At 53.6% G+C, this 19299-nt stretch carries 20 protein-coding genes; 19 read left to right on the forward strand and 1 reads right to left on the reverse strand.

Features of this window, described 5'->3' with window-relative positions:
- The first annotated feature begins 27 nt into the window (after window positions 1-27).
- From arsC to BMX66_RS00405, 4 genes are all read left to right on the forward strand, one after another.
- A complete protein-coding gene (gene arsC / locus BMX66_RS00385; RefSeq protein WP_090877305.1) occupies window positions 28-381 on the forward strand; it encodes an arsenate reductase (glutaredoxin) in 354 nt (117 codons plus the stop codon).
- Between the two features lie 841 nt (window positions 382-1222).
- Window positions 1223-2731, forward strand: coding sequence for a HAMP domain-containing sensor histidine kinase (locus BMX66_RS00395; RefSeq protein WP_090877309.1), 1509 nt, complete (start codon window positions 1223-1225; stop codon window positions 2729-2731).
- On the forward strand, window positions 2724-3257 hold the full coding sequence (locus BMX66_RS00400; protein WP_090877311.1) for a dihydrolipoamide acyltransferase: 534 nt from the start codon (window positions 2724-2726) through the stop codon (window positions 3255-3257). The genes BMX66_RS00395 and BMX66_RS00400 overlap by 8 nt, the downstream gene beginning before the upstream one ends.
- Before the next feature lie 12 nt (window positions 3258-3269).
- A complete protein-coding gene (locus BMX66_RS00405) occupies window positions 3270-4640 on the forward strand; it encodes a sigma 54-interacting transcriptional regulator (RefSeq protein ID WP_090877313.1) in 1371 nt (456 codons plus the stop codon).
- A gap of 32 nt (window positions 4641-4672) precedes the next feature.
- Here the strand turns inward: BMX66_RS00405 and BMX66_RS00410 are convergent, their stop codons facing one another.
- Window positions 4673-6232, reverse strand: a complete 1560-nt coding sequence (locus tag BMX66_RS00410) for a LodA/GoxA family CTQ-dependent oxidase (RefSeq protein ID WP_090877315.1) — start codon at window positions 6230-6232, stop codon at window positions 4673-4675.
- A 273-nt stretch (window positions 6233-6505) separates the two neighbouring features.
- Here BMX66_RS00410 and BMX66_RS00415 point away from each other — a divergent pair, with 273 nt between their 5' ends.
- From BMX66_RS00415 to BMX66_RS00490, 15 genes are all read left to right on the forward strand, one after another.
- Window positions 6506-7177 carry a dienelactone hydrolase family protein gene (locus BMX66_RS00415; protein WP_090877317.1) on the forward strand — a complete coding sequence of 224 codons (672 nt, stop codon included), beginning with the start codon at window positions 6506-6508 and terminating at the stop codon, window positions 7175-7177.
- A gap of 25 nt (window positions 7178-7202) precedes the next feature.
- A complete protein-coding gene (locus BMX66_RS00420; protein WP_090877319.1) occupies window positions 7203-7862 on the forward strand; it encodes a phosphoribosyltransferase in 660 nt (219 codons plus the stop codon).
- Between the two features lie 110 nt (window positions 7863-7972).
- Window positions 7973-9346, forward strand: coding sequence for an erythromycin esterase family protein (locus tag BMX66_RS00425; protein WP_090877321.1), 1374 nt, complete (start codon window positions 7973-7975; stop codon window positions 9344-9346).
- 327 nt (window positions 9347-9673) lie between these two features.
- On the forward strand, window positions 9674-11530 hold the full coding sequence (locus tag BMX66_RS00430; protein ID WP_090877325.1) for a beta strand repeat-containing protein: 1857 nt from the start codon (window positions 9674-9676) through the stop codon (window positions 11528-11530).
- A 131-nt stretch (window positions 11531-11661) separates the two neighbouring features.
- Window positions 11662-12441, forward strand: a complete 780-nt coding sequence (locus BMX66_RS00435) for a Kazal-type serine protease inhibitor family protein (protein WP_090877327.1) — start codon at window positions 11662-11664, stop codon at window positions 12439-12441.
- 187 nt (window positions 12442-12628) lie between these two features.
- Entirely contained in the window at window positions 12629-12895 is a 267-nt protein-coding gene (locus BMX66_RS00440; protein ID WP_143058169.1) for a hypothetical protein, read from the forward strand.
- Between the two features lie 95 nt (window positions 12896-12990).
- Entirely contained in the window at window positions 12991-13440 is a 450-nt protein-coding gene (locus BMX66_RS00445) for an Hsp20/alpha crystallin family protein (RefSeq protein WP_090877331.1), read from the forward strand.
- A gap of 347 nt (window positions 13441-13787) precedes the next feature.
- Window positions 13788-14291 carry a BCAM0308 family protein gene (locus BMX66_RS00450; protein WP_090877333.1) on the forward strand — a complete coding sequence of 168 codons (504 nt, stop codon included), beginning with the start codon at window positions 13788-13790 and terminating at the stop codon, window positions 14289-14291.
- Window positions 14292-14407: 116 nt separating this feature from the next.
- The gene (locus BMX66_RS00455) at window positions 14408-14860 is read left to right on the forward strand and encodes a CBS domain-containing protein (protein WP_090877335.1); all 453 of its coding nucleotides are present in this window, start codon (window positions 14408-14410) and stop codon (window positions 14858-14860) included.
- Window positions 14861-15010: 150 nt separating this feature from the next.
- Window positions 15011-15523, forward strand: a complete 513-nt coding sequence (locus BMX66_RS00460; RefSeq protein WP_090879593.1) for an Hsp20/alpha crystallin family protein — start codon at window positions 15011-15013, stop codon at window positions 15521-15523.
- Between the two features lie 202 nt (window positions 15524-15725).
- Window positions 15726-16199 (forward strand): YbhB/YbcL family Raf kinase inhibitor-like protein, encoded by a 474-nt coding sequence (locus tag BMX66_RS00465; RefSeq protein WP_090879597.1) that lies wholly within the window; start codon window positions 15726-15728, stop codon window positions 16197-16199.
- A 548-nt stretch (window positions 16200-16747) separates the two neighbouring features.
- Window positions 16748-18193 carry a F0F1 ATP synthase subunit beta gene (atpD, locus tag BMX66_RS00475; protein WP_090877337.1) on the forward strand — a complete coding sequence of 482 codons (1446 nt, stop codon included), beginning with the start codon at window positions 16748-16750 and terminating at the stop codon, window positions 18191-18193.
- Complete coding sequence (locus BMX66_RS00480) at window positions 18183-18581, forward strand: F0F1 ATP synthase subunit epsilon (RefSeq protein ID WP_090877339.1); 399 nt, start codon at window positions 18183-18185, stop codon at window positions 18579-18581. The genes atpD and BMX66_RS00480 overlap by 11 nt, the downstream gene beginning before the upstream one ends.
- Window positions 18574-18948, forward strand: coding sequence for an AtpZ/AtpI family protein (locus tag BMX66_RS00485; RefSeq protein ID WP_090877341.1), 375 nt, complete (start codon window positions 18574-18576; stop codon window positions 18946-18948). The genes BMX66_RS00480 and BMX66_RS00485 overlap by 8 nt, the downstream gene beginning before the upstream one ends.
- Window positions 18945-19292: an ATP synthase subunit I gene (locus BMX66_RS00490; protein WP_090877343.1), complete on the forward strand. Its 348-nt coding sequence runs from the start codon at window positions 18945-18947 to the stop codon at window positions 19290-19292. Before BMX66_RS00485 ends, BMX66_RS00490 begins: the two co-directional genes overlap by 4 nt.
- The last annotated feature ends 7 nt before the right edge of the window (window positions 19293-19299 follow it).

Below are 19299 nucleotides of genomic sequence, written 5' to 3' on the forward strand. Positions count from 1 at the left end.
CATAGATTGACATTAGGGGGAAATTGGATGAGTGACAAAATTCTCATTTACCAGAAACCTGGGTGCAGTAAATGCAGGGCAACACTTGCTCTTCTCAGGAGTAGCGGCAAAGAGTTCGATGCTGTCAATTACTACGAAGCGCCTTTGACGGTGGAACGATTACGCGAATTGATTGATAAGCTGGGCTTGCCGGTACGGGACGTGCTGCGCAGCGACGAACCGCTGGCACACCACCTGGGACTTGCTGAGAGGCAGTTATCGGATGACGAATTGATACGGATCATGGTGGAAAACCCGGATTTGATTCAACGGCCGATCGTTGTGCGTGGTGATGAGGCGGTGTTGTGTCGCCCTCCGGAGAATGTGAAGAAATTTTTATAATGCTTAGACCCGATAATGGAAAATGAGCGCAGCATCACGCCGTCTCTATGCCCGCCTGGATATCACCTAATAGCATTTGCTCAGGCGATATGAATAATATGCTCCCGCACTATTTCAAATATTTGAAACAGTTACCCGCAAGTATTAAACTCTCACCGGGCTGCGGGCAACGAGCGGCGGGGAGTCGAAGCGATATGGAAATCAGATAAGAAAAGGAATGACTGTGAATACGATAACGACCGCGATTTTAAGGTTAATTACTCCAATTGTTCTTGCTATCATGCTGGGCGCCTCCGCTACTGTTGCGCAGGCAGAATGCGCCGGATGTTTGTGTCCCGGGAATCCCTGCAAGTTGTGTTCATTGCCGCCCATGGAAAACATCCCGCCCACCCCAGACGAGCCTGCTACATGTCTTAAAATCAGGGAGAAAGTACCTGCCGTTTCCAAAAATACCGAGCCGAATGAGCATTATGCAAGTCTGAATAAGTCAATCACGGAATGCGTAAGAAATGGTGGTGATGTTGTGATGAACTCGCGCCGAAACAAGGAATTTCCTTCCAAGCATTATTGCAAGCCCTACATTGCTTCACCGGCAAGAAACTAGAATCAGGGGCAGGGGTTTAGGGGCAGGCGCGCTTCCACGAAAGGATCAGGTAAGCGGGTCAAATAAGCAGATCAAGTTTGTGCGGCGATATTTCCCGCGGCTCTCCAGCGGAGTTTTATTACTTTATTACCCCGGATTTCAAAATTTTCCAAACATGATAGTCAACGTGAGTGTGAGGCCAGCGACGCGAATAGAATTAGAATTGCTCCCGTTTTGGAACATATCCGAAGGAAAGAAATGATTGCTCGCGGAGACACCGTCAGGCAGGACAGCGGAGCTGGCGGAAGTTCTTTTTCACGGTTGCGGCGCGATCCCAAGTCTTTCCTCAAATTGATCCTGCTCGGGTTTGCGCTTGTAGGTTTGCCGCTCATCATCGCACTTATCAACAGCGCGTTTTCCATTGACCGGTTGGCGGATCAGAGCCGGAAGGCCGTGTATCAGGCCGCGCAAATCGCCCACAGCAGCCGAGCTCTGGCTGATGAGATTGCGACCATGGAGCGCGCTGTGCGGCAAACCCATATTCTTGGCGATACCTCTCTGCTCGAAAATTATTTTCGTGCGCATACCAAATTCGAGGGCATGGCGGCAAGCCTTTCCGAACTTTCATTGCATACTGAACAGAAGGAATTGCTGACGCAACTGCAATCCTCGGAAGCTTCGATTTTCGAGAAAATATCGGCTGTAAGGGAATCGCCGGAACAATTGCGCGATCTGATTGGCAGCTTCGCGCTGCTGAGGGATTCAGCGCGAACCTTTTTTTCGGTCGGTTATACGTTAATCGAGCGCGAGGTGGATGAAATGCAGGACATGGCAGGGTACGCGCGCTTTACCGTCGGATGGCAACTGCTTGCTCTGATCCCTTTTGCAATTTTGCTCGCGTTCTTTTTTTCAGTGCGGATTGCACGCCCGATTCGTCAGATTGACGAGGCCATCCGCAACATGGGGCAAGGTGAACTGTATAAGCCGATACGGGTGGATGGTCCCCAGGATCTGGTGTATTTCGGCGAACGCCTTGACTGGATGCGCCGCCGCCTGCTGAAGCTCGAAGAGCAGAAAACGCGGTTTTTGCAGCATGTTTCTCATGAACTCAAGACGCCCCTCACGGCAATGCGCGAAGGTGCGGATTTGCTTGTGGAAGGCGTGGCCGGGGAATTGACCGAAGAACAACAGCGTATTGCAAGAATCCTCCACAGCAATAGCGTGCAACTGCAGCGGCGCATCGAGGATTTGTTGAGCTATAGCGCTCTCCAGGCCGAGAAAGCCGCACTGGTGAAAAATGAGGTGAATCTGACAAAAATTCTGGAGGCGGTACTACAAGACCAGAATCTTATAATCATGAGCAAAGGCTTGAGAATTGATTTATCTTGCCCGGAATTGATAATTGACTGCGACGAACAAAAAATCAAGGTAATCGTGGATAACCTGCTATCGAATGCTGTGAAATTCTCTCCTCCCGGCGGTTGTATCCGAATCTGGACAAGCAAGACGGCCGAGGTGGTTCAACTGGATATTGTGGATGCAGGCCTGGGTGTCGACGAGGCGGATCGGGAGAAAGTATTTGAACCGTTTTACCAGGGGCGGCGGGTCCTTGACAGTCATGTCAGAGGCACCGGGCTCGGCCTATCCATTGCGCGCGAGTATGCGTTGGCGCACGGGGGTAATATCGTGCTTGTACCGCAGGTCGGTGTTGGCGCCCATTTCCGTCTCACCATACCTGTTTGCGATCCGGAGGGCTCCCATGAGTAGCGGGGGTCGAAAATTGCGGATTCTGCCGGCAATGATGTTGACGCTGCTGACGGCGTGCTCAATCATTCCGGGAATTCAGCCCACTGTGGCGCCACCATCGGCCGATGTGGTTGTAACTGGTCAGATGGATGATATGATGGAGTTCTACGAGTCCATACGTAAACTGCCGGCGCCAGAACTCGGTCAGGTGTACGAAACGGTAAAACAGAAATTCGTAGGGAACAAAAGCGACGCAAATCGAGCCCGACTGGTATTACTTCTCATCCTGCCCAATACTTCCTTTCGCGATATAAACTCGGCGCTGCACCTGCTCAACGAGTGGCCGCGGGAGGCGCAGCCGACAACCAATTTGCAAAGTTTCCGGAACCTGCTCGCGGCTCTTCTTGCGGACCAACAGCGACTGCATCATAACGTGGAAGAGTTGTCGCAGAAATTGAAGGATGAGCAAAAACGTGTAGAGACACTAAAAAGTCAAATTGACGCCATAAAAAGCATGGAAAAGAATCTCATTCTCAGAGAACTATAAATTCAAATAAATATGTCCGATTCCAAGCCAAGAATACTCATTGTCGACGACGATACAGATCTGCTTGAATTACTCGTCATCAGGCTGACAGCCGCCGGCTACAAGGTGGAGGCTGTGCAAAGTGCAGAGGCAGCGCTGAATTATCTGGATGTGTCGCGCCCGCAACTGGTCATCAGCGATATGCAGATGAGCGGTATGGATGGCATGGCGCTGTTCGAACACATCCATCGCGCCCTACCGACATTGCCGGTAATCATTCTAACGGCGCACGGCACCATTCCCGACGCGGTTGCAGCGGTCCAGCGAGGTGTATTCGGTTATCTGGCCAAACCGTTCGATAGCAAGACACTGCTGGCAAATATCAGCCAGGCTCTCAGGTTTGTCCCCGGGGCCGTATCGCAGGTCGAGATATCGCAGGCCTCCTGGCGTAAAAATATCATTACCCAGAGCGCCATCATGGAGGATCTGCTCACCAAGGCCGGGCTGGTAGCCGAAGGGGATGCAAGCGTACTGATTTACGGGGAAAGCGGTGTAGGCAAGGAATTATTCGCTCATGCCATACATGAGGCTTCGAAGCGCCGTCATCATCCGTTTGTGGCGATAAACTGCGCGGCAATTCCTGAACAACTGCTGGAATCCGAGCTGTTTGGACACGTCAAAGGCGCGTTCACGGGCGCTGTACGCGATCACAAGGGATTATTTCAGCTGGCCGAGGGCGGGACGCTGTTTCTCGATGAAATTGGCGATATGCCGCTTTTGCTCCAGGTCAAGTTATTGCGTGTTCTGCAGGAAAGACAAGTGCGCCCGGTTGGATCCACTCAGTCGATTCCCGCGGATGTTCGCATTATTTCCGCAACTCACCGTGATCTCAAGGCAGAAATCGCTGCCGGCGCGTTTCGGGAAGACCTTTACTACAGACTGGATGTGGTGGCGTTGACCATTCCGGTTTTGTCCCAGCGGCGCGAGGATATTCCCTTGCTGACAAATTATTTCCTCAGCATGTTTTCGGATAAGTATCAGAAAAATATCAATGGATTTTCCCCCGAAGCCATGGAAATGCTGGTTAGTGCGTCCTGGCCGGGTAACGTGAGACAACTGATGAACGTCATCGAGAGATGTGTCGCCTTGAGCACGGCTCCGCTCATATCACCCGTACTGGTTTATGACGCCATGCACCGGGAAGAGGAGCAGCTCGTCTCTTTCGAGGACGCGCGTAAAAGTTTCGAAAGAGATTATCTGGTGCGCGTGCTGAAGATAACCGGCGGCAACGTAACACAGGCAGCACGCCTGTCCAAACGTAATCGCACGGAGTTCTACAAGCTGCTTCAGAGATACCAGCTCGATCCCTCCGTTTTCAAACAGCCGCAGGGCTCACAAAGCTGAAGGTTGAAGGCTGATGTCGATCCGCCAGACGATCAGGCCTGGCCCGCTATCGGATTACGCTCGTCCTCAACGAATTTATCGTCCTTCTTCACGATGAAGCCAAGTTCGGTCCACCACCGGACCATGTCGCCATAGTCTTCTATGCCTCGCGAGAACGGCTGAATCTCTCCCGAGGCGGTGACGATATCGACGGGACGTTGCGCAGGCCACCAAAGTTCGCCACAAGCCAGAAAGTCGGCCTGCCAGGGCAATGCCATGCGCTCCGTCAGAAAACCAGGGGGCAGGGTATGTTTGATCCGGAACGGAGATTCATAGGTTGCCGCCTGGGCGATGACATACGTTACCTCGATGCCTGGAAAGAAGGGCGCGCCTATACAGCCTTCCAGCGCGGCCCGTGTCAAAGCCTCGGGCTGCTGATCCAGGGGTAGAGCATTGAAAGGGACGGGCTCGGGCTCGGCCGTCCAGTCGGCACGGAAATCCCCCTGCGCCCATTTTTCCATCATGGTGTACTGGAACTCCGTCAATGCGGTGTACTCGCCACGCTCAGGGTTATCCGGATCCACGCCACTATTCACTTTTGGCATGCTGGGCGGAGTTTGACGTGGGGGGGTATTGGGATCGACAGGGGTATTGGGTTTCATCAGCCACGTCAAAACCGCTTCACGTGCGGATCTTCCACTCTCGGTCTTGTCCGCCAGTTTGCTCAGCCGCTCGGGATTAAGAAAATTTCCAGCATCGCCGTGATGGCGGTTTCGTTGCTCGACCACCCAATGAATCATGACAACCCGCTTCAGAATCGGGTAGATGTCCCGCGTAAAGGACGGCACATCTTTTATGTGGCGCGGGGAGAAATTTCTCGTGGCGACATTCACCGCCTGATCATACCAGGTCGTTACGTTTTCGATGCCGGGCGCATACGATGGCGGAGCGATAACAACCCAGGCGCCACCTTCCGCACTGCTGGGTGTTTCTCCCTCGACCTCGACGACAGCATTTACCGGCCCATCGGCGACTCCGTCGTACCAACCATCATTATTTGCAAAATTATCCAGACCTCGACCAATGGGCGAGGCCGATTTACCCGGCCCGCCAACGACAATGAGCCGCCCTTCTCCGTCGGTGAGAAGCCGTCCAAGCTCAACCTTCGCACTGCCTTCAACGTTGCCGTTCCTTATAAAATTGATTTCACCGCTTAGCGCCCCCAGGGTTTGGTTCTTCCCGGATATGGATTGTAATGAGGCATCCAGGATTAATCCTGCCCTATCGTACTCGGCGTTTCTGGGCGAAGAAGACGGTCCTCCCGGAGGGAAATTCCCTCCCGCTGCTTTCCTGTTGACGAGGTGCACGCTCCACCTGATTTTCGTCTTTTCATCCATGACAAGCTCGCTGTCGAACGTTTCTTTGCCGAAGTCATCGCGAATAAATTTATAAATCCGGAAGCGAACTCCTTGCGGCTTTATTTTTCCTGAAGTATCGCGATATGGTCCTTCGGGAACAACTCTCGGGGATTCCGGGCCCAGGAAATAATCAGTCTCACTGTTTCCTATCCGCGCAACACCTATTGCTGGATAAATCCGATAGATCGTTTTCATTGGTATTTTCTCCTTTGTCCCTGATTCCCTGACTTCCCACCAATATTTGCCGTTCCAGGATCATAGAGGAAAGTCTCCTTCCGCCTATGTTCGGCAGCGCACGGAAACAACATCAACGAGTGACAAAAATAGTTGGAGGTTTGGAGACTGCATTCGCGATTTTTCATACATAAGCTGCCGGGATACGCCCAAAATTGAATAATTTCCGATAGATGTTATAGCAGGCGCCTGACGCACTTGCGCACTGACGCATAGAATTCTGTGAGACATATTATGATTAAACCCTTACATAGCGGTAACCCTGAAACGACGCCCGTTAGAATCCCGGCAGGGGATGTGCTGTTGAGCGCAGACCTGACCATACCGGCAGAGGCGAAAGCTATTGTCGCTTTCGCTCATGGCAGCGGCAGCGGACGACATAGCACCCGCAATCGTTACGTCGCGGAAACGCTGAACGGGTACCGGTTCGCAACACTGCTCGCCGATCTTTTGACGGAAGAGGAAGAAGTTGTCGATATGCGGACAAGGCATCTGCGCTTCGATATTCCCATGCTGGCTGAGAGACTGATACACATCGCGGAATGGCTGCAAGGTGAACCCCGAACAAAACATTTGAAAATAGGCTGGTTTGGTGCGAGCACAGGCGCTGGCGCCGCACTGATTGCCGCAGCCCGGCGGCCGGAAAACGTCATGGCCGTTGTTTCAAGAGGTGGGCGGCCCGATCTGGCAGGGGATTACTTGCCGGACGTTCTCGCGCCCGTGCTTCTTATCGTAGGGGAAAACGATCCTCAAGTTCTCGATCTGAACAAATCAGCGCTCGCCAGGCTTAACGTCCAATCCAAACTGGAAATCGTGCCGAATGCGACCCATTTATTTGAGGAGCCTGGCACCCTGGAGGCGGCCGCGCTTCTGGCAGCGGAGTGGTTTCAGGGGAATTCGGATTAGCCCGAAAAAAAGAAAAGGTTATTTAATGGGAAGCGCCGGTCACTATTTTGCAGACAGGGCGGAAGCCGGAAAGATGCTTGCTGAAGCATTGTCCGCCTATGCCGGTAGAACCGATGTCCTCGTTCTGGCGCTTCCCCGCGGCGGCGTGCCGGTAGCTTATGAAGTCGCAAAGATGCTAGCTGCGCCGATGGACCTATGGCTTGTCCGCAAGCTTGGCGTGCCTGGCCAGGAAGAACTGGCGATGGGTGCAATGGCGGGGAAAGATACTCGCATTCTCAATCAGGAAATCATCAACATCCTGAATATTGATCAAGCCGCCATTGATGCTGCCGTCGCGAGGGAACAGAAGGAACTGGAAAGACGCAACAGGCATTACCGTCAAGGCAGGCCGCCGCCCGATATCGAGGGAAAAACCATCATTATTATCGATGACGGTCTTGCCACCGGTGCGACCATGCGCGCTGCGATCGCGTCGCTCCGCCACATGGGCGCCAAACGGATTATTGCCGCTGTGCCGGTGGGCGCCGCGTCAACCTGCAGCAAGGTTCAGAAGGAGGCGGATGAGCTTGTGTGCCTGTTTACACCCGAACCTTTTTACGGCGTAGGACAATGGTATAGCGATTTTTCGCAGACCTCGGATGAGGAAGTGCTGGCGCTCCTCGGCCCGGCCGCCACAGCAAAGTAAAATCCGTGCATCATGGATGTAAATGGCCGTGCAGGTACGGAATGAGAAATGGAAAGCTTCTGGAAATTTACTGAAACCGGATTTCCGCCCAAAAGCGAAGAGGTTCGAATATGCCTGATCTAGACTCCCGCCATCATCTGATCGATGCGCTGGAAAAGCATGCGCAGCCGTTGCTGGAAGCCGGCGCTGATCATGAAGGGTTAATATACACACTGCGCGAGCACGTAAAAGGAAAGAAGTTCATCCTGATCGGCGAAGCCACCCATGGCACCGCTGAGTTTTACCGGCTTCGCGCTGAAATGACCCAGCACCTCATCGTGGAAGAAGGATTCGACGCTGTCGCGGTTGAAGCCGACTGGCCCGACGCCTACAGGGTTAATCGCTATGTATCGGGCCGATCGGAGGATACGAACGCCGATGCTGCCTTGTCCAACTTTGAACGGTTTCCCACATGGATGTGGCGTAATACCGTAGTCCTCGACTTTGTTACATGGCTGCGAAATTACAACGAAGAAGCGAGGAAATATAAGGGTCAGCAGGAATCGGTCGGATTCTACGGCCTTGACTTGTACAGCATGACAACCTCCATGGAGGCGGTGCTCGCGTATCTGGACAAAGTCGATCCGCAAGAAGCCGCTGCCGCACGGGCACGCTATGGCTGCTTTGGCCAGTTCATCAGCAATCCCCAGGCGTATGGTTATGCCATTGCCTCGGGCAGGTGGGATTCATGCGAACAGGAAGTCATCACACAGCTCATGCAACTGCAACGCAAGGCGCGGCTCTATCTTGAAAAGGACGGTGTCTTTGCCGGAAACGAATATTTCTCCGCGCAGCAGAATGCCGAACTAGTAAAAAATGCCGAGGAATATTACCGTGCCATGTTCAGGGGCCGGCCCAGCACCTGGAATCTGAGAGACAGGCATATGTTCGAAACGCTCGAAAAACTTGCCAGTCATCTGGAATCCCGGTTGGGACGCGAAGCGCGAATCATTGTTTGGGCGCACAATTCCCATCTGGGCAATGCTGCGGCAACTGATATGGGACAGCGCGGCGAAGTCAATATCGGCCAGTTGGTCAGTGAAAGTTATGCCCATAAATCACTTCGCATCGGATTTTCGACCAGCTGCGGAAGGGTGACCGCGGCTACGGATTGGGACGGACCAGCCGAAACGAAAACTATTCGCGACCCATTGCCCGACAGTTACGAAGAAATTTTTTCGCAGCTCGAAAAGAAACATTTCTTTTTCGACCTGCGGACCGGAAGCGAAGCGGTCGATATGCTAAGAGAGAAACGGCTGCAGCGGGCGATCGGCGTAATCTACCGGCCTGAAACGGAGCGGGTCAGTCATTACTTCTACACCTCTCTGCCAAGGCAATTCGACTTCATGATCCATATCGATAAAACAGAAGCCTTGCAGCCACTGCCGGCGTTCGTCCATAAGAGGCCAGGCGAAATGGATGAGACCTATCCGTCGGGCTTGTAGACATCTAATTCTGGGGCAGCTGCTCTTCTCACATATAACACCCGTTGGTGTTTGCAGACGTACATACATTTTGTATTGATGCTTTGTGTGCGTCCCCTTCTGGAGGGCGATACATTTAAATTAACACCCAACGAAGATCCATGCTTCTTGCGGCACAATGCGCGTCACTATTGGCCCTACCTCTCCAAGCCATGCACCTCTGCTTACTCCCGCTATTCAATCCCTTGCTTTTTAAAAAATCTAATCTATTTTTAATAATGCCGTCTCTCTGGCAGCACAAAAAGAAGTCTTGAATAGCGGAGTCCGTGATCCTTTAAGGAGATACAGATGAAAAATACAAAGAAAAATTATCAAGCTAAAAATATCAGGCCAACCCGAGACTATTTCCGGATATTGCCGATCGCGGCAGCGATGGCCGCCTCCGGCTTCATTCAGCCGGCTCTTGCTGTCGATCGAACGTGGTTTGGCGGTACGGGAGACTTTGGAGTCGATACGAACTGGTCACCTGTTGGTGTGCCAGGCAGCGGCGACAAGGCGATTATTAGCAGCGGCAACTCAGCCTTGTCCTTCAATGCAGGGATTACGGGCCTCGATTTGTTCGGCGGCACTCTTAGCGGCCCAGGTAACCTCACGCTCAGCGGTTTGAGTACCTGGACTGCCGGAGACATCAGAGGCGCGGCTACGACTCAGTTCGATGGCGGCCTGTCCATCACTGGTAGCGAACGGAAGGATATTGAGGAGGGGCGCATTATCAATGTCAGCAATACTACCTGGAGCGGCAACACGGCGGCCAACAACAATGCGATCCTGTTCAATGGCGGGACGATCAACAACACCGGTACCTGGAACGATGCCAACAACTTCGATTCCTTGATGAATCACTTCAGCGGCACCAATGCTTTCAACAACAGTGGCACCTACAACAAGCAGAGCAACACACTGACCACCATCGAGGTGGTCTACAACAACACCGGTACCACCAACGTGAATGCGGGAACGATGCAACTCAAAGGCAACGGTACTCATACCGGCGATTTCAATATCGCTACTGGTAGCACGCTGGACTTCAACCAGGGTACCCACAATCTGAACAACGTCACCACCTCGGGCGATGGCACGTTAAAGATCAGCGGTTCGGAATCGTTCAGTTTCGTCAATGTCAATGGTGGCACGCACAGTGCGCCGGTGCTCATCAGCGGTGGCAATCTGCAGGGTACCAACCACACGTTCACCGGTCCGGCCAACTGGACTGGCGGTACCATCAGAGGCGCGGCTACGACTCAGTTCGATGGCGGCCTGTCCATCACTGGTAGCGAACGGAAGGATATTGAGGAGGGGCGCATTATCAATGTCAGCAATACTACCTGGAGCGGCAACACGGCGGCCAACAACAATGCGATCCTGTTCAATGGCGGGACGATCAACAACACCGGTACCTGGAACGATGCCAACAACTTCGATTCCTTGATGAATCACTTCAGCGGCACCAATGCTTTCAACAATAGCGGCACCTACAACAAGCAGAGCAACACACTGACCACCATCGAGGTGGTCTACAACAACACCGGTACGACCAACGTGAATGCGGGCACGATGCAAATAGCAAACTCATTCACGAATGATGGCGTGATCGACGTTAATGCTACTGCAGCGTTCCAGGTTGCGCGTGCTAGTAATACAACTTTCGTCAACAGCAGGACCGGGGAAGTCCAAGGTAATGGTACTGTCATCACGCCGACGCTTGGCTTATCCAACAGCGGGGCGATCAATCCCGGCGATGCCATAGGTCATCTTACCATCGACGGTGATCTGAATCAGGCTTCAGATGGTGTAGTCAACTTCGAGCTAGCCAGCCTGAGCAGCTTTGACCAACTGGAGATTACGGACGACGTAACGCTGGGGGGTGAAATCGCCATATGGAACCTCGGCTACGCTCCCGTGTACGGCGACAGTTTTGTAGTGGCGACTTTCGATGAACGTCTGGCAAATTCCACATTCGCCTCTGTCAGCACACATGGGTTCGGTTCCGGCGTGGACTTCGACGTGATCTACAACGAGCACAATGTAACCATAACCGCGGTGCCCGAGCCCGAACAATACCTGCTGTTTCTCGCGGGACTCGGCCTGATGGGTGCCATGGCTCGCCGGCGGAAAACCTGCATTGGGGGTGAGGAAACTATCTAGACTGTGCTCGATTTTACTTGGCTGCCCGGGACCTGAAAAAACACATCGTGCCGCAGGACGTTCCTCCAGGCCGATAGCCCACAAGAGGGGAAGTGGATTTGATCTCGTTAACTATTGGATGAGAGGAAAAAATGAAAATATTACCTTATGTTTTGCTTATCGGGGCAGTTGCGCTTAGCGCACCTGCCTTTGCCGAGAATGAAGGGGACCGTGAAGGGGACCGTCCTGCAAGCCGCGCGGTGAATATCTCTCTCGGCAGTACCGGCGGTGCGCTGGACAACGCTGCATTGAAATCGGTGCGCAAGTCGGTCGGAAAGGCGATTACAGCCGCCACCGTTGATACTTTCGCTGTTTATAGCCCCAGGGTAGGCGGCCCGGTCCCGATCGAAGGCGGATTGAGCGCGTGCGCGGAAGCAGGTTTTAGCGCTACACCCACCCAGTTTAATGCCTTTGTCAAGCAGCTGCGGGACATTCGGCCCAAGGCGGGAACCTTCCTCAACGTGGAGCTGACGGATCAATGCAAGCCGATCGATAATGCCGGGTCGGCAGTCTGTGGTGGTATTGCGGGAACAGCCTGTCCTGACGCCAAACAGTTTTGTGATTTCGGCATCGGTAAATGCAAGGTGCCGGACGCGCAAGGCACGTGCAAGACGAAGCCCTCCATTTGTACCAGGGAATTCCGCCCCGTTTGCGGTTGCGACGGCAAAACTTACGGGAACGCATGCACAGCAGCAGCGGCGGGCGTATCCATCGAGCATGAAGGGGAATGCAAGAAGTCCGAACCCAAATCATGCGGTGGAATTGCGGGGATCCCATGCCCTCAAGGCAAAACCTGCATAGACGATCCTTCCGATGACTGCGACCCGAAACGTGGTGGAGCGGATTGTCCGGGGATTTGCGAGCCCAAATAACAGCGGTCCGGGACGTCCCACAGTTTCTTATGGAGACGTCCCGGCTAATGTTAGACAGCGCACAGAGATGCCCCTGATGAGGTGTTAAAAATTGGCAAATTCGCCCGCCGGGCGAAACTGCGCAGCAAATTGGACTAATACCAATTTGCATAGCCGGATGGACCAATTTTTTAAAGGGGAGCGTATTTTGTCAAGTTCATCAAGCAAGCCTGGTGTCGGGATCGAGGAAGACGCGAATAATAACGGCTCTGTTGAGCGGCCCGGGGATTCTTTGCCGGACATTTCAACGACAGCAAAGATAGACGAAGAATCAGCCGAATCTGAAATACAAGGTCATCACATTATTTCGAGTGCTATTTATTATGATTTGGCCGGATACGGTTATGACGAAGCGCAGGATGGGCTGGAGACCGACATGGAAACGGATGGCGTATATCCCGAGGCTGATTTCTAGCTGAAAAAGATTCAGGCGGGAGTCATTTACGTCCGGGTAAGAGGTAGTGTAATAAAGACGCAGGAATTTTTTAATATTTCAAAGGAGAAAACATCATGGCAAATATTGCTCGGCGTTCACCCCTTTATGGTGACATTGCCCGTTTCGACCCATTCGCTAATTTTGATGATTTGTTCAGAAATTTTGGAATGCGCCCGTTTTCGATGGAAGGGGAGACGGCCCCTACAATAAAGATTGATTTGAGCGAAAACGATACGGCCTATACCGTACGTGCAGAAATACCCGGGGTGAAGAAAGAAGACGTGAAGGTACAAGTAGAGGGAAACCGGGTTTCCATCAACTGCGAGACAAAGCAGGAAAAAGAGGAAAAAGAAGGCGAGCGGGTGATTTGTCGCGAATGCCATCAGGGATCGAGCTACAGGAGCTTTACGTTGGGAAGCGATGTGGACGAGACCAAAGCCGAGGCCAAGTATGAAAATGGCACGCTGGAACTGACGCTGCCAAAGAAAGAAGGCAAGACCGCCAAACGGATCGAGGTTAAATAAACCGGCAATTTCGTTGGGGGCGGGCATAACCGCTGCGGGCTCACCGTTCTGCCGGCGGGGGACGGCCAGCCTGCCCATGCAACTTCGGGCGCTGCCGTCCATCGCAATTCCCGCGGTAATTATTAAGGTCTGGGCATGACAAGGCAGGCATGGTCTACCTTAGCGGGAAGCCGATCATGAGGAGCCGCAGAGGTACAGGGCCACGGGCATCGAGATTGTACTGTGCCGCATGGAGGAGCCCCCTGCAGCAGATTATTGCAAACGCTGGTGATGAATCCTATGTCGCTATCTTGCGTTCTTCATCTTGGGCAACCAAACAGATGTGATCACATAAAAGGAGTCTTACCATGGGCACCCAGACAACTCCGCCAGGCTTCCGCCAGATTTCCCGCCATGACAAACTCTTCAAGGAGCGCGTACATGATGCCTATCGGGCAAGACAAAAGCTTCCGGAGCCAAGCGTTTGCCCGCAATGCGGCGCAGTATTCCAGGAAGGGCGCTGGCAGTGGCTTCAGGCTCCCGCCGGGGCGCATCAGCAAATCTGCGCGGCCTGCCAACGCATCCAGGACGATTATCCCGCTGGTTTTATCACCCTGGACGGGGAATTCTATAATGCGCACCGAAGCGAGATCATGCACCTTGTGAATAACATAGAAAAACGCGAGAAGACCGAGCACCCGTTTAACCGCATCATGAAAATCGAAGAAAAAGATGGCGCAACGCTGGTTACAACAACGGATATCCATTTGGCGCGAGGCATTGGTGAAGCAATACACGACGCCTATCAAGGCGATCTCGAATTTCACTATAACCCTGATGAGTATCTGCTGCGGGTGACCTGGACACGCTGACGCCATTTCGACCAGGATGCGATTCCGCTTATTTTGGCTTAACAGCTATTAAAAAATCATGCATGGCGTTGCCTTAAATACTTTGTATCGAACATGTAATTAAAACGGAGGGCGCTATGCCTATCGGGGAAATTTGCAGTCGCGATGTGGTTTTTTTACGCCGTGACGATACCGTTCTTGAAGCGGCCAAACTCATGCGTCAGCATCATGTCGGCGACGTAGTCGTCATTGAGGAGCGCGATGGCGTCCGGGTTCCTGTCGGGATTGTCACCGATAGGGATCTGGTGGTGGAAATCATGGCGACTGAGCTCGACCATACCGTTATCACGGTAGGCGATATCATGGAGCAGGAGCTGGTAACAGTGAAAGAAAGCGTGGGCATCTTCGAAGCGATACAGTATATGCGCAGCAAGACCGTGAGGCGCTTGCCTATCGTGGACGAAACCGGCGCGCTCCTGGGTATCCTGACGCTCGATGACCTATTGGAACTGTTATCGGAAGAACTGCTTGCCATTTCCAAGTTGATCAGTTATCAGCGGCAAAAGGAGACGAGGCGGCGTCACGCATAGACTGGTGTTCACATCCGACGCCTTTGGTCGAGATGCATGACATTAACATATGGAGATCCGCCGCCTGGTTATGGCAATGTTCAGCAGGCTATTGTTGACCTTGTCTGGCATCCATCCGATTTTTTCCAATAATGAGAAAGGAGCATGGTCATGATGGAATCCTTGAAACACGCCAAAACAAATATCAGCCGTGGGCTTAGCCGGACCTGGGATCATATTTCAGAGGGCTGGCGTGAACTGGCCCATCACAGTAGCGATGCGCTTACTCACTTCGTGCACCGCAAGGATGAGGTGGAGAAGGCGCGGGAGACAGCCGGCACGGTCCCCGCTTTTCGAAACTGGAGTCTGCTGGCGGGAGAGATGGAAGAAACAGACAAGGAGATTCTCGTACGGATAGAAGTACCTGGAATGGAGAAGGAAGACTGCCAAATTACAATCGACGGCAATATGCTTTATTTGAGAGGCGAAAAACGTTTTGAACGGACCAGGAACGATAGTACCTACCATGTCATGGAGCGCGCCTACGGAGTGTTCCAGCGGGCCATTCCATTGCCGAACAATGTGGATGCCGACCATGCGGAAGCGGACTACAAGAATGGCGTGCTGACCGTTCACCTGCCGAAACTGGGCGGGGAGAAAGGACGCCTCATTCCGATATCATGATAAACAGGCCCGGTAGATGAGAGCACGCCCGTATTCCGCTGCATGCACGCGAGGTGCTGCTCTACTGGGCATTAGCCTCATCTGCCTGCTGGCGGGAACGGCTGCCACGGCTGTAATGTCCGTGGCGGTTGCGGCTGAAGCGGGCTCCCTCATGAAGCAGAAGGAAAGAAAGCAGGCAAAGCAGAATAAGGAGAAACCCATTATGCCCATGACCATCACATCTTCATCGTTTTCTCACCAGGGGGTGATCCCGGCACGACATACTTGCCAGGGGCACGATACCTCACCGGAGCTTTTCTGGACCGATGTACCGGAAGGTACAAAAAGCCTGGCATTAATCATGGATGACCCGGATGCGCCTGATCCTGCCGCGCCCAAGAGAACCTGGGTGCACTGGGTTTTGTACAACATCCCGGCCACTGCCAGCGGCTTGGCCGAGGCAATTCCGGCGACAGAGCTTCCATCCGGAACGCGAGAGGGGCTCAACGACTGGGAGCGCACGGGCTATGGCGGCCCTTGTCCGCCGATTGGCAATCATCGATATTTCCATAAACTCTATGCGCTGGACACTGTGCTTCCCGATCTGAATCAACCCACCAAGGCAAAGCTGGAGGAAGCGATGCAAGGCCATGTCATCGGATATGCGGAACTGATCGGGCTGTACAAGAAGCATTAAGCTCTGCACGGCGAACAAGTCTATATCAACAACCTCTTGAGAAGAGAAGAGGCCATCTCGAACAATGGCGAGGCTGAGCTACGTATGCCCTCCTTGAAGAGATCTGGGGCAGCTCAGTGTAACGCCTACCATGGTTTTTGAATCGGGTTTGAAGGGATTGCGCGGTCTACCCGCCACAGGGCAGGTGTGGCCGTACGATTTCCTCGAATGCTACGCATTCGCGACGACAAAAAAGTCGACGAAGCCGACACCCTGGAAACATTGAAGGCCATGCTGCCTGACCCATCCGAAAAGGCCGTAGACGCACCCGCATAGCCGGAGACAGGAAGGCCTGCTTGCCAACCTCGCCGAGTTTTAAGAAGAGACGCCAAATATTCGAGCGGCGTGCATATCAAAGAGCTTTTCGCACGTCTTTTTGTCGTCCGATGGAAATAGCATACCTCCTGAACTATACTGAAACCGGCAGCAGTCAAGGATAACAAGGAGTCATCAAGAGTGGCAGGGAGTAGCTATTCATAAGGCTGTCGCCTCGCCCTGCCCGGGAAAATATGAATACGACGCCGGCTTTCTCAGAACTCGGTTCGATTGTTTCGGTGCGCGGCGGTATTGTCGATATACGGTTTGAAACTCGCGTGCCCCCTATCTACTCGTTGCTGCGTGCCGGGAAGGACGAGAAGATTGTTATCGAGGTTTTGTCCCAGCTCGACGCCCACGGCGTGCGCGGCATTGCCCTGACCCCGACGCAAGGTCTTGCTCGGGGCATGTCCGTCAGGAATACAGGCGGACCATTGATGGCGCCAGTCGGGAGCGCAACGCTTTCCCGAATGTTTGACGTTTTCGGCAATGCCATCGACCGTGGGCCGGTGCCGGAGAATGTCCAATGGCGCACAGTCCATCGCGCCTCTCCTTCATTGGCGAGACTCTCCACGAAAGCGGAAATCTTCGAAACGGGTATCAAGGTCATCGATGTGCTGATGCCCCTCGAACGCGGCGGCAAAGCGGGCCTGCTTGGCGGGGCGGGCGTGGGCAAGACTATATTGCTTACGGAGATGATCCACAACGTGGCCGGTCAGCACGAGGGGGTAAGCATTTTTTGTGGCATAGGCGAGCGTTGCCGCGAAGGCGAGGAACTCTACCGTGACATGGTGGCTGCGGGCGTGCTGGAGAACATGGTAATGGTGTTCGGCCAGATGAATGAACCTCCTGGCGCCCGGTTTCGCGTCGGCCATGCGGCGCTGACCATGGCCGAGTATTTCCGCGATGACGAGCATCGTGATGTACTGCTGCTCGTAGATAATATTTTCCGTTTTATCCAGGCCGGCATGGAAGTATCCGGACTAATGGGCCAGATGCCGTCGCGCCTGGGCTACCAGCCAACGATGAGCACGGAACTGGCGCAGCTGGAAGAACGCATTGCCAATACCGATACCGGTGCCATTACATCGATTCAGGCGGTATATGTTCCCGCCGATGATTTTACCGATCCCGCGGCGGTGCATACCTTTTCGCATCTATCCGCATCTATAGTGCTTTCGCGCAAGCGAGCCAGCGAGGGGTTATACCCTGCCATCGACCCGCTGCAGTCTAGTTCCAAAATGGCTACGCCGAGTGTTATCGGTCACCGGCATTACCAGATTGCACAGGAGATCCGGCGCACGCTGGCGCAATATGCGGAACTCAAGGATATCATCGCCATGCTCGGGCTGGAGCAGTTATCGCCTGAAGACCGTAATGTGGTTGCCCGCGCCCGGCGGCTGGAGCGTTTTCTTACCCAGCCATTTTTTACCACCGAGCAGTTTACCGGCATCAAGGGAAAACTGGTAAGTCTCAAGGATGCGCTGGACGGCTGTGAACGCATCCTGCGGGACGAATTCCACGATCTTCCGGAAAGAGCGCTATATATGATCGGGACGGTTGACGAGGTGAAAAAAAGAACAATTCGGCAAGTCAGCGGTAAAGCCCAAGCCGAGGAAAGCGCAACTCATGAATCTTAAAATTCTTCTGCCTTTCAGGGTCCTTGCCGAAAAGGCCGGCGTCGTTCGTATTGTTGCCGAGACAGATGCAGGATCGTTCGGGATTCTTCCCAACCGGCTTGACTGTGTGGCGGCGCTTATACCGGGAATACTCGTTTTCGAGGCGGAAGGCCAGGACAAGGCCGGCGAGGCCTACGTGGCGGTCGACGAGGGCATCCTGATAAAAACAGGCGCGGACGTGCTGGTCTCGGTTCGCAATGCCATAGAAGGAGCGGATCTCGGTACATTGCGCGAGGCGGTCAGGGATGAGTTTTTAAATCTTGATGCGCAGGAGCAAGGCATGCGCCGGATGATGGCAAAGATGGAAAGCGGTTTCATTCGCCGTTTCTCGGAATTTTATCGTGAGTGATCCGTCGGGAGAGAATCGCCCCGAAGAGAAGCATTCAACGAATGAGCCGGAATTAAGCCGGCGGGTGGGGGCTCGGGCGGCACGCAAGTTACAGGCAAAACAGGCGCAACGCCATGTCAGGCGGACCGCCTGGTCAGGGTTGACGATGATCGGTCTGGTCGGCTGGTCGGTGGTGGTGCCAACGCTGCTGGGCGCAGCGCTCGGCGTCTGGCTGGACCAGCGTTACGCCATGACTCACTCCTGGACGCTAACGCTGCTGTTTGCAGGCTTGATCATTGGATGCTTGAATGCCTGGCACTGGATCGCCAAAGAAGATAGGGAAACCCATAAGCAACAGCAGAATCACGAATGGGAGAATCAAGAATGAGCGAAATCTCGAACCAGGCGCTGATGTTGGGGCTGGCAGCAGGCTTTCTGCTGGGCGTGATATTTTTCGGCGGCCTGTGGTGGACCGTGCGCAACGCAGTTGCAGCTCGCAGACCAGCGCTGTGGTTTATTGGCAGCATGATGCTGCGCATAAGCATTGTCACGTGGGGGTTCTATTTACTCCTCGACTTGTCTGGCAGCAGCTGGAAAATCCTGCTCGCAGGTCTGCTCGGATTTTTCATCGCACGACTGGCGGCGACACGGCTCTTACCCGCCCCTCTATCGAAAACCGTACCTATCGCGGACCCATCGATGGAAAAAACAGAGCTGAACCAACCTCGATAGAAGGCCT

The sequence above is a fragment of the Nitrosovibrio sp. Nv6 genome (assembly GCF_900110495.1).
GTDB lineage: Bacteria > Pseudomonadota > Gammaproteobacteria > Burkholderiales > Nitrosomonadaceae > Nitrosospira.

Excerpts from the sequence above, each read along its gene's own strand:
- BMX66_RS00400 (WP_090877311.1), top strand. The coding sequence starts at position 2,724 with ATGAGTAGCGGGGGTCGAAAATTGCGGATTCTGCCGGCAATGATGTTG.
- BMX66_RS00465 (WP_090879597.1), top strand. The coding sequence starts at position 15,726 with ATGCCCATGACCATCACATCTTCATCGTTTTCTCACCAGGGGGTGATC.
- BMX66_RS00460 (WP_090879593.1), top strand. The coding sequence starts at position 15,011 with ATGATGGAATCCTTGAAACACGCCAAAACAAATATCAGCCGTGGGCTT.
- BMX66_RS00480 (WP_090877339.1), top strand. The coding sequence starts at position 18,183 with ATGAATCTTAAAATTCTTCTGCCTTTCAGGGTCCTTGCCGAAAAGGCC.
- BMX66_RS00395 (WP_090877309.1), top strand. The coding sequence starts at position 1,223 with ATGATTGCTCGCGGAGACACCGTCAGGCAGGACAGCGGAGCTGGCGGA.
- BMX66_RS00445 (WP_090877331.1), top strand. The coding sequence starts at position 12,991 with ATGGCAAATATTGCTCGGCGTTCACCCCTTTATGGTGACATTGCCCGT.
- BMX66_RS00425 (WP_090877321.1), top strand. The coding sequence starts at position 7,973 with ATGCCTGATCTAGACTCCCGCCATCATCTGATCGATGCGCTGGAAAAG.
- BMX66_RS00430 (WP_090877325.1), top strand. The coding sequence starts at position 9,674 with ATGAAAAATACAAAGAAAAATTATCAAGCTAAAAATATCAGGCCAACC.
- BMX66_RS00450 (WP_090877333.1), top strand. The coding sequence starts at position 13,788 with ATGGGCACCCAGACAACTCCGCCAGGCTTCCGCCAGATTTCCCGCCAT.
- BMX66_RS00435 (WP_090877327.1), top strand. The coding sequence starts at position 11,662 with ATGAAAATATTACCTTATGTTTTGCTTATCGGGGCAGTTGCGCTTAGC.
- BMX66_RS00455 (WP_090877335.1), top strand. The coding sequence starts at position 14,408 with ATGCCTATCGGGGAAATTTGCAGTCGCGATGTGGTTTTTTTACGCCGT.
- BMX66_RS00405 (WP_090877313.1), top strand. The coding sequence starts at position 3,270 with ATGTCCGATTCCAAGCCAAGAATACTCATTGTCGACGACGATACAGAT.
- arsC (WP_090877305.1), top strand. The coding sequence starts at position 28 with ATGAGTGACAAAATTCTCATTTACCAGAAACCTGGGTGCAGTAAATGC.
- BMX66_RS00415 (WP_090877317.1), top strand. The coding sequence starts at position 6,506 with ATGATTAAACCCTTACATAGCGGTAACCCTGAAACGACGCCCGTTAGA.
- atpD (WP_090877337.1), top strand. The coding sequence starts at position 16,748 with ATGAATACGACGCCGGCTTTCTCAGAACTCGGTTCGATTGTTTCGGTG.
- BMX66_RS00420 (WP_090877319.1), top strand. The coding sequence starts at position 7,203 with ATGGGAAGCGCCGGTCACTATTTTGCAGACAGGGCGGAAGCCGGAAAG.
- BMX66_RS00490 (WP_090877343.1), top strand. The coding sequence starts at position 18,945 with ATGAGCGAAATCTCGAACCAGGCGCTGATGTTGGGGCTGGCAGCAGGC.
- BMX66_RS00410 (WP_090877315.1), bottom strand. The coding sequence starts at position 6,232 with ATGAAAACGATCTATCGGATTTATCCAGCAATAGGTGTTGCGCGGATA.